The organism is uncultured Acetobacterium sp., assembly GCF_927416815.1.
Lineage (GTDB): Bacteria > Bacillota > Clostridia > Eubacteriales > Eubacteriaceae > Acetobacterium.
On sequence record NZ_CAKMJU010000044.1, the window covers coordinates 1 to 9,368 of the forward strand.

The following is a 9,368-nucleotide window of genomic DNA, read 5'->3' on the forward strand; positions in this document are numbered from 1 at the left end:
CACAGTTATCCCTATGGCTATAGAATAATTAGAATGATGCTTAAAGGCAAGATGTTTCACGACGTTTTGTGCCTTGAGCGAAGCGAAAGGAATGGTTATAAAGATGAATAAAAATATTTACGAAGCAATCATAAAAGAATCAAAGCAACGCTGTGTCGGATATGGGATTACTGAGGATCAGGTTTTTAGTAAAAAAATGATTGATCACAGTGAGTTGCAGGCTAAGTTTTCAGAGAACCGTGATCTAATCTTGACAGCCGCTCCCTATATGGAACATCTGATGAGTATTGTCCGGGGTAACAATTTTTTCGTTTTGTTAACTGATAAGGATGGCTGCATCCTCAACGCCATCGGCGATGAGAAAATATTAACAGAAGCCTTTGAACTAAAAATGGTGGCTGGTGCCTATATGAGTGAAGAGCATATTGGCACCAACGCCATGTCATTGGTAATTAAATCGGGACAGCCGATTCAAATGTCCGGAACAGACCATCTGGTAAAAGCTTATCATCGCTGGACCTGTTCGGGAGCACCGATTCGGGATCCTAATGGCAATTTAATTGCTGCACTGGATCTCACTGGTTATTCGGATTCGGTGCATCCCCATACCCTGGGAATGGTAATTGCAGCATCGAATGCCATTGAGGAGATGCTCAAGGCCAAAGAATACAACAGACTTCAGAATATGACCAACAAACATATCAAAACGATCTTTAATTCGATGCCAGTGGCGATTCTTACCGCCAATCTGGATGGGATGATTAAAATTTATAATCAAAAAGCCATGGATCTTTTTGGCAATAAGTATAAACAGCTCTCAGCGACCAATGTCTCTGAAATTATCGAAGATTGGGAAAATATTAAGGTTGCGATTCACTCTGAAAAACATGTCAACCGGATTATTAATATCAAGGCGCTACGCAATCATTTTCATTGTCAGATGACGGCCAGTCCGATTTATAATCCCCAGGACGATAGCATTGAAATTGTCTTTGTATTAAAGGAAGACCAGACCCGGAAAATTCAGAAATGTGAGCAACCCTATTATACCTTTGATAAAATCATGGGACAGGATCGCCATTTTGTCAGTACCATTGAATATGCAAAAAAAATCGCTAACAACCGTTCAACGATTATCATTTTGGGAGAAAGTGGTTGCGGAAAAGAAGTTTTTGCCCAAGCCATTCATAATCATAGCAAGCGGATGGATGAACCCTTTGTGGCACTTAATTGTGGAGCGATTCCCAATCAGTTAATTGAATCCGAGCTTTTTGGTTATGAGGAAGGTGTCTATACCGGAGCAAAAAAAGGTGGATACATCGGAAAATTTGAGCAGGCCAATAATGGTACTATTATGCTGGATGAAATTGATGAGATGCCCCTGGATATGCAAACCCGATTACTGCGGGTACTGCAGGAAAACGTCATCACAAAAATTGGCAGTCAGCGATCCATTCCCATCGACGTCCGGATAATCGCTGCTAGCAACAAAGATCTGAAAAAAGAAGTGGAGCTGGGACGTTTTAGAAAAGATCTTTTTTACCGCCTAAATGTTTTGCCTCTGTATTTACCACCATTACGGGAACGAAAAAGTGACATAGTCATCTTGTTTCATTATTTTATGAAAAACCTGTCATCGAAATATGAGAAAAATGAATTCCCGATTACTGATAAAAACATGAGGATGCTAGAAACTTACAATTGGCCGGGTAATGTGAGGGAACTGGAAAATGTCGTAGAATTGATGATCAATACCGAATCCTTTCCCGATCACTATTTTTTAAAAAATTCTGAGCAAACAGATCTATCTACAAAATTCACCGCTTATGTCGATAAATCGCCGCTAGAATTGCGGGATGAGCGTCTAGAAGATCTGGATCCCGCGCTACTAGATATGAGCTATGTTGAAAAGGAACATATTAAGCGGGTTTTAAAGATTTACAAGGGAAACATCAGTCAAGCGGCGCAAGCCCTAGGGATTCAGAGGAACACACTTTACAGTAAAATTAATAAATATGAAATTAAACTTGAAATCGGTAATAAACCGCGAGAATTCTGGTATGATGATCGATATAGGAAGGGACATAAACATAGTTAATTATTACGAGAAGCTAATACAAGAACGTGATCAGAAAGATCAAATTGTTTCAGAAAATTCTCCGTAAGCAAATATTAAATTAGCATAAATTATGTAGTTTAAAAGTAGAGTTTAAAAGATAAGCCTAGTTCAAAGGGTTCTCGACTAATTATGTCGAGAACCTTTTTTGTTTTGCTGCCCAGACAGATTTTCATAATATAGTGAATTTTGTCTTGGAATCTGCGATTAAAGATAAGACTAAATTACAATCAATACAATATCTCCATAAGTTCTACAAAAGTTACTGTTATGATAGCATCAGTTAAGACGAATCAAGGAGAATGATCAATGGAAAAAAAGCACATAACAAAGACATTTTCGGTTAGTGGGATGACCTGCGTTAACTGCGAAAATCGGATTGAGAACAGACTAAAGAAGCTTAAGGGTGTAACCAGTGCTACTGCAAATTATTCGCGTTCACAGGTCAGTTTTACATACGATCCGGATCGTGTCAAGCTGTCAACTATTATAAAGACTATTGAAAATATGGATTATCTTGTAAAGCGAGCAGGCGAAAAACAAAAGAATAAAAATGATGTAAAGGAAACTAAAATCACAGAAGTTTTGGGGATCGGGGTCATCATTATTGCAGCATTTATGATTGTAAATTACTTTGGTGGTTTTAATATCTTTAACGCCTTTCCAGAGGCAAAACTAGGTGTTGGTTACGGTGCGTTATTTTTAATCGGCTTACTCACATCCGTCCACTGCGTTGCCATGTGTGGGGGGATCAATCTTTCTCAATGTGTTCCAAAGGCAAGCATAAAAAATGAAAATAAAATGGCAAATCTTAGGCCTGGCATTCTATATAATACCGGACGGGTGATGTCTTACACCATCATTGGCGGGATTGTCGGTGCACTAGGGTCGGTCATCAGCTTTTCCGGTGCGGCAAAAGGAATTGTTGCTGTTGCAGCCGGGATTTTCATGGTAATTATGGGCCTTAATATGCTCGATCTTTTTCCTTGGCTGCGTAAGCTAAGTCCCAGAATGCCGAAGATTTTTGCTAGTAAGATCAATGAACAGAAAAAAAGCAACAGTCCCCTCTATGTTGGACTTTTAAATGGCTTAATGCCTTGTGGGCCACTCCAGGCGATGCAGCTCTATGCACTTTCCACCGGTGATCCGGTACAGGGAGCCATATCGATGCTGGCATTTAGTTTGGGTACGGTGCCACTGATGTTTGGATTAGGAGCGTTTAGCTCATTTCTCAGTAAAAAATTTACCAGTAAAATGATGACAGCCAGTGCCGTGTTAGTTTTGATATTGGGCGTGTTTATGTTCAGTAACGGCATTAGTTTATCGGGAATCGCACTGCCTTTGCTATCAGGCAGTGCAGCAACGGATATCGAAGCAGAGCAAAGTAATACCGCCCTGCTCAACCAGGGCGTTCAGACAATCACAACAAAGCTTTCACCCAACCGTTATGAACCCATTACCGTCAAGGCTGGGGTGCCGGTTAAATGGACCATCCAGGCCGAAGCCAGTGACATTAATGGGTGTAACAACAAAATCTTGATTCCCAGTTACGGTATTGAGAAAAAATTAGTAGCTGGTGACAATATCATTGAATTCACTCCCACCAAAACAGGAACAGTACCCTATAGCTGTTGGATGGGGATGATTAGGAGTAGTATAACAATTGTTAATTAAGAGATAATAACGGGTAATAGTATAGAAAGAGGAAAACCAAATGAAAAAAGAAACCATTAAAATAACCGGAATGACCTGTGCGGCATGTGCGGCCAGGGTTGAAAAAGTTGTCAGTAAGATGGCTGGAGTATCGGATGCATCAGTGAATTTTGCAACCGAAAGACTGTCGGTTGAATACAATGAAGCGGAGACGTCCCGGCAAAAAATTGATGAAGCCATTGAAAAAGCCGGATACAAAACGGTAGAAATTACAACAATAAATGAAGTGACCATCCCCATTGTCGGGATGACCTGTGCCGCCTGCTCGGCTCGGGTTGAAAAGGCGCTGAGTAAACTTGAAGGGGTCACCACTGCAACTGTTAATCTGGTCACTGAAAAAGCCACTGTTCACTATGACTCCCAGCAAGTAAAACTCTCGGCGATTCGACAAGCAATTGAAAAAGCTGGCTATCAGGCACTGGAAATAGAGAAAAAAACTGCCGTAGATGAAGATAAACTGCGGAAGGAAAAAGAAATACGAACCCTCAAGACAAAGTTAATCATCTCGACAGTATTCTGTGTACCGCTTCTTTACATTGCCATGGGGGCGATGATCTGGTGGTTGCGACTGCCAATCCCCAACTTTCTGGAACCGATGCATTATCCCTTGAGTTATGCTTTGGTTCAAATAGTCCTGACCATTCCGATTATTATTGCTGGTTACCGCTTTTATATTGTCGGTTTCAAAGCGATCATCCAGCGCAGTCCCAATATGGATTCATTGATCGCGATGGGAACCACGGCAGCGATTCTCTATAGCCTTTATTCTGTTTATCAGATTAGTGCAGGAAATTTCGGGGCAGTTGAAGATTTGTATTTTGAAACCGCCGGGGTTATCATTACCTTGATCCTGTTAGGAAAATATCTGGAAGCAGTATCCAAAGGAAAAACGTCTGAAGCGATTAAAAAACTTATGGGTCTGGCGCCTAAAACGGCCATTGTCATCCGGGATGGCACCGAAATTGAAACACCCATTGATGAGGTGGAAATTGATGATGTGATCCTGGTTAAACCCGGGGGCAAAATTCCGGTTGACGGGATCGTCATTGAAGGAAACACCGCCATTGATGAATCGATGCTCACCGGAGAAAGTATGCCCATCGATAAAAAATCAGGGGATATGGTATATGCAGCCAGTATTAATAAAAATGGTGTGATCCAATTCAGAGCAACAAAAATTGGTGGCGATACAGCCCTCGCTCAAATCATCAAACTGGTGGAAGATGCCCAGGGTTCAAAGGCACCGATTGCCCAGTTGGCCGATATTGTGTCCAGTTATTTTGTTCCGATTGTGTTTGTCATCGCGGTTCTGGCCTTCGCTGGTTGGTATTTTACCGGCCATACCTTTGTCTTTGCGATGACCATATTTATTTCGATTCTAGTCATCGCCTGCCCCTGCGCACTTGGCTTGGCGACTCCAACCGCGATAATGGTGGGAACCGGAAAGGGCGCCGAGTATGGCATTTTAATTAAGGGTGGAGAAGCCCTGGAAACCACCCATCTGATTAATACCATTGTTTTTGATAAAACCGGCACCATCACTGAAGGGAAGCCTGAAGTAACAGACATTGTCACAACGGCCGGGGTTGACCGGGATTGGCTTCTTCAAATTGCCGCTTCCGCTGAAAAAGGATCAGAACATCCCTTGGGTGAAGCGATTGTCCGAGGCGCCGAAAAAGAAAACCTTAAAATACTTAAAATTGATACCTTCAAGGCGATTCCTGGATATGGGATTGAAGTAGAAGTTGATGGTTCCCGGTTGCTACTGGGCAACCGGAAAATGATGGAACAGAACAATATTTCGCTGATCACTCTGGAAGCAGAATCAGATCGGCTGGCAGAAGAAGGCAAAACCCCCATGTACATTGCCATGAATGGTCAATTGTCCGGGATTATTGCCGTGGCAGACGTTGTCAAAGCCAGCAGTAAAGCCGCTATTGCCAAACTCCATGAAATGGGTATCGAAGTGGCGATGATCACCGGTGACAATAAAAAAACCGCGGCAGCCATTGCCAGACTGGTTGGCATTGATCGGGTTCTGGCCGAGGTACTGCCCCAGGATAAATCAAATGAGGTTAAGAAACTCCAGTCAGAAGGCCGAAAAGTGGCCATGGTTGGGGATGGCATCAACGACGCGCCGGCATTGGTTCAGGCCGATATTGGTATTGCGATTGGCTCCGGTACCGATGTCGCCATGGAATCCGCCGACATTGTGCTGATGCGAAGTGATCTGATGGACGTTCCGACGGCCATTAAACTCAGCAAAAGTACCATTCGTAACATTAAACAAAATTTGGTATGGGCATTTGGTTATAATGTAGCAGGAATTCCCATCGCTGCCGGACTGCTCTATCTGTTTGGCGGGCCACTGCTGAATCCCATTTTTGCCGCCGCCGCGATGTCACTGAGCTCGGTTTCGGTGCTCACCAACGCACTTAGATTAAAAGGTTTCAAACCATAAAAAATCAAGAAAAAAGAGGAGCAGAGATCATGAAAAAGAAAATTGTTTTAGCCGGGACAGTCCTATTATTTTTAGTTGTCCTGGCTGGTTGCCAGCAGACCGATGTCGTCGGCAATACTTCTATCGCATCATTTGATGCAGTGCTTAAGGCAGTCCCCAACCAAATTGCCGAAGATGAGATAAATGGCGGCTGGGCCCTGTCAGCACCCGATGGAACTGCCCGGTTCATCTGGAGTAAGGACTACAGCAGTGGCACCCCGCACGATGTGATGCTGGAAGTGGATGCAAAACCATTTATTGAGGCCGGACTTGATCTCACTAAGCTTCCCGAAGAGATGGTTATTGATGATAAAATTATGGTCGGAACAATGTTAGGGGATGAAAAATTAACCTATAGTGGCGAAGTGACGCCACTGGCGTCCTATCAACAGATTGTCAATCTGAAACGTGATCATATTAAATACCACACCGCTCTTGATCATTATGGTGTTGACCTTGGTGATGGGAATATGTTTGAGTGGGCCAAAGACCTGAATACCAATGACAAAGACATTGTCTTTGTATTAAATCCACAAATCTTTATCGATGCCGGCGTTGATCCGGAAAAAGTAGAAGGCTGGGTTTTTGCCAAAGTCAGCACCGAAGATGAAGATAATAAACCAATTGAAGTGGATAAATTCTTAAAACCGTTTAGTATTAAATAGTCGAGAGGTAGAAAAGAGTGGACAATCATTTGAAAAAAGTGCTTGTTGTCGATGATGAGCCCAAAATAATTGAGGTGGTAAAGTCTTTTTTAGAAAGTAAAGGCTTTACCGTCTTTGCAGCGGAAAACGGCAAACAAGCTCTCGAAATATTTGAGCGGGGAAATATTGCTCTCATTGTTTTAGACCTGATGCTTCCAGATATGACAGGTGAAGAAATATGTATTCAGATCAGAAAAAAATCCCGGGTGCCAATTATTATGCTTACCGCAAAAATTGAAGAAGTGGATATGCTAAGAGGTCTTAATATCGGAGCAGATGATTATATTACCAAACCATTTAGCTTAAAAGCTCTTTATGCCAGAATCGAAGCAGTTCTTCGCAGATCAAGCGATGATCTGGTACCGCTTTATAATAAAGCCTCTTTCAATGGTAGTGACTTAGAAGTTGATTTTGAAAGTCATCGTATTAAAAAAAATCAACTAGAAATTAATCTTACCCCAAATGAATATAAAATACTGGCGGCATTAATAAAATATCCCAGTAGGGTTTTTACCCGGGAGGATTTAATCAAAATAGCCTTAGGCGATGAATTTGAAGGTTATGATCGAGCCGTCGATAGCCATATCAAGAACCTACGGCAAAAAATCGAAACAGATCCTAAAAATCCAGTTTATGTGCTGACGAGTTACGGGATTGGTTATAAATTTGGGGGTGAAACCCATGAAACATAGTTTGAGAACAAAGTTTTCCTTGACCTTTGCATTGGTATTACTGTTAACGATTGGTTTAATCAGTCTGTTGTCCAATTTTTTTATTGAGAAACAATTTACCAATTATCTGGCGGTTCAACAGGATAAGCGAACGCTGGAAATTGCCGATAACCTTAGCCAGCAATATGATTCAGTAGCAAAAACATGGGATGCTGACTTTGTTCATACCATTGGGATGTACGCCTTAAATGACGGCTATCTTATTTCGGTAATGGATGCCGAAGGACAAATAATATGGGATGCTCAAACATGCGATATGAGTCTCTGTGAACAGGTAACAGACGAAATCAACCAGCGAATGACAATGCTGCGTCGCGCTCGGGAAGGTGAATTCACAGAAAAATCGTTAAGTCTTATCAAAAACAACGAGATTATCGGAACCGTTCAGATCAGTTATTACGGACCTTATTTTTTAAATGAGGACGATTTTCAATTTTTAAAATCACTCAATACAATTCTCATCGGAATTGGTTTGTTTTCTTTGTTTTTTTCTTTTATACTGGGGACTTTCCTGGCTAAAAGATTGAGTAGTCCAATTTTAAAAACCGTTAGTGTTGCAAAAGAAATTTCCGATGGAGACTATGCAGTTCGTATTAAAGAAAGCTCAAATACAAAAGAGTTGGATGAACTTATTATTACCATTAACCATTTGGCCGACTCTTTAGGAAAACAGGAGGCGCTCAGAAAACAATTGACAGCAGATGTTGCTCATGAGTTGAGAACGCCACTCACATCTGTTGGAACTCATATTGAGGCAATGATTGAAGGAGTTTGGGAACCGACAACCGAGCGGTTGAAAAGCTGTCATGATGAAATATTGCGGATTGGAAAAATCATCCAAGATCTGGAGAGTCTGGCAAAGGTTGAAAGTGAAAATATAAAACTGCAAAAGTCTAAAATAAATATCGTCGAAGCGATCGATAAGGCATTATACAGCCTTGCTGCAGAAATAAAGAAAAAGAATCTGGATGTTGTCACAACAGGGATGGGTTCTGACATTGAGGCCGACTTAAATCGGATCACTCAGGTGTTGATCAATCTTATTTCTAATGCGGTTAAATATACCCCGGAAGGTGGAGCGATAGAGGTTAGCCTGTCTGAATCAGATACGGATCAAAAAATTCAGATCAAAGATAATGGTATTGGGATAGGTGAGGAAGATCTGCCATTTATCTTTGAACGCTTTTATCGTGCGGATAAATCCCGGAACCGAATGACCGGAGGCACAGGGATTGGGCTGGCGATTGTCAAATCGATTGTCAGTGCTCATGGCGGAACCGTTGAAGTAGAAAGTCGGTTGAGTGAGGGAAGTTGTTTTACGATAACCCTGCCCAAATAAAAACGACTATATAAGTCGAATTAAAGAATTTTGTAAATCGAACTGGCAATTGCACAGTGTGCAGGCGAGGATCTAGATCCTTTGGTCACGGATCGCCCCTCGTTAAATATTTAATTGAACATACAAGCAATCTGGTAATATGTCAAGCGGTTATTTTTTAATGACAGAAACAAAAGATTGAGAAAGGGGTAACTTTAATAAACCCTGGTGTTTTCAAGAAAAAAACAGGTAAAAGAAAAAAGTATTTAGTTGATGTCAGCAACTT

6 protein-coding genes are annotated in these 9,368 nt (G+C 41.6%); all 6 read left to right on the forward strand.

Annotated elements, in window-relative coordinates:
* Positions 1–103 precede the first annotated feature (103 nt).
* The 6 genes from QZ998_RS07990 to QZ998_RS08015 all read left to right on the forward strand — a co-directional run bounded on the left by QZ998_RS07990 (position 104) and on the right by QZ998_RS08015 (position 9,103).
* Positions 104–2,098: a sigma 54-interacting transcriptional regulator gene (locus QZ998_RS07990; protein ID WP_296559537.1), complete on the forward strand. Its 1,995-nt coding sequence runs from the start codon at positions 104–106 to the stop codon at positions 2,096–2,098.
* Positions 2,099–2,425: 327 nt separating this feature from the next.
* A complete protein-coding gene (locus QZ998_RS07995; RefSeq protein ID WP_296559530.1) occupies positions 2,426–3,790 on the forward strand; it encodes a sulfite exporter TauE/SafE family protein in 1,365 nt (454 codons plus the stop codon).
* 40 nt (positions 3,791–3,830) lie between these two features.
* A complete protein-coding gene (locus QZ998_RS08000) occupies positions 3,831–6,290 on the forward strand; it encodes a heavy metal translocating P-type ATPase (RefSeq protein WP_296559532.1) in 2,460 nt (819 codons plus the stop codon).
* Between the two features lie 29 nt (positions 6,291–6,319).
* Positions 6,320–6,994 carry a hypothetical protein gene (locus tag QZ998_RS08005; RefSeq protein WP_296559533.1) on the forward strand — a complete coding sequence of 225 codons (675 nt, stop codon included), beginning with the start codon at positions 6,320–6,322 and terminating at the stop codon, positions 6,992–6,994.
* 17 nt (positions 6,995–7,011) lie between these two features.
* Positions 7,012–7,725, forward strand: coding sequence for a response regulator transcription factor (locus tag QZ998_RS08010; protein WP_296559534.1), 714 nt, complete (start codon positions 7,012–7,014; stop codon positions 7,723–7,725).
* Positions 7,715–9,103, forward strand: coding sequence for an ATP-binding protein (locus QZ998_RS08015; protein WP_296559536.1), 1,389 nt, complete (start codon positions 7,715–7,717; stop codon positions 9,101–9,103). The genes QZ998_RS08010 and QZ998_RS08015 overlap by 11 nt, the downstream gene beginning before the upstream one ends.
* The last annotated feature ends 265 nt before the right edge of the window (positions 9,104–9,368 follow it).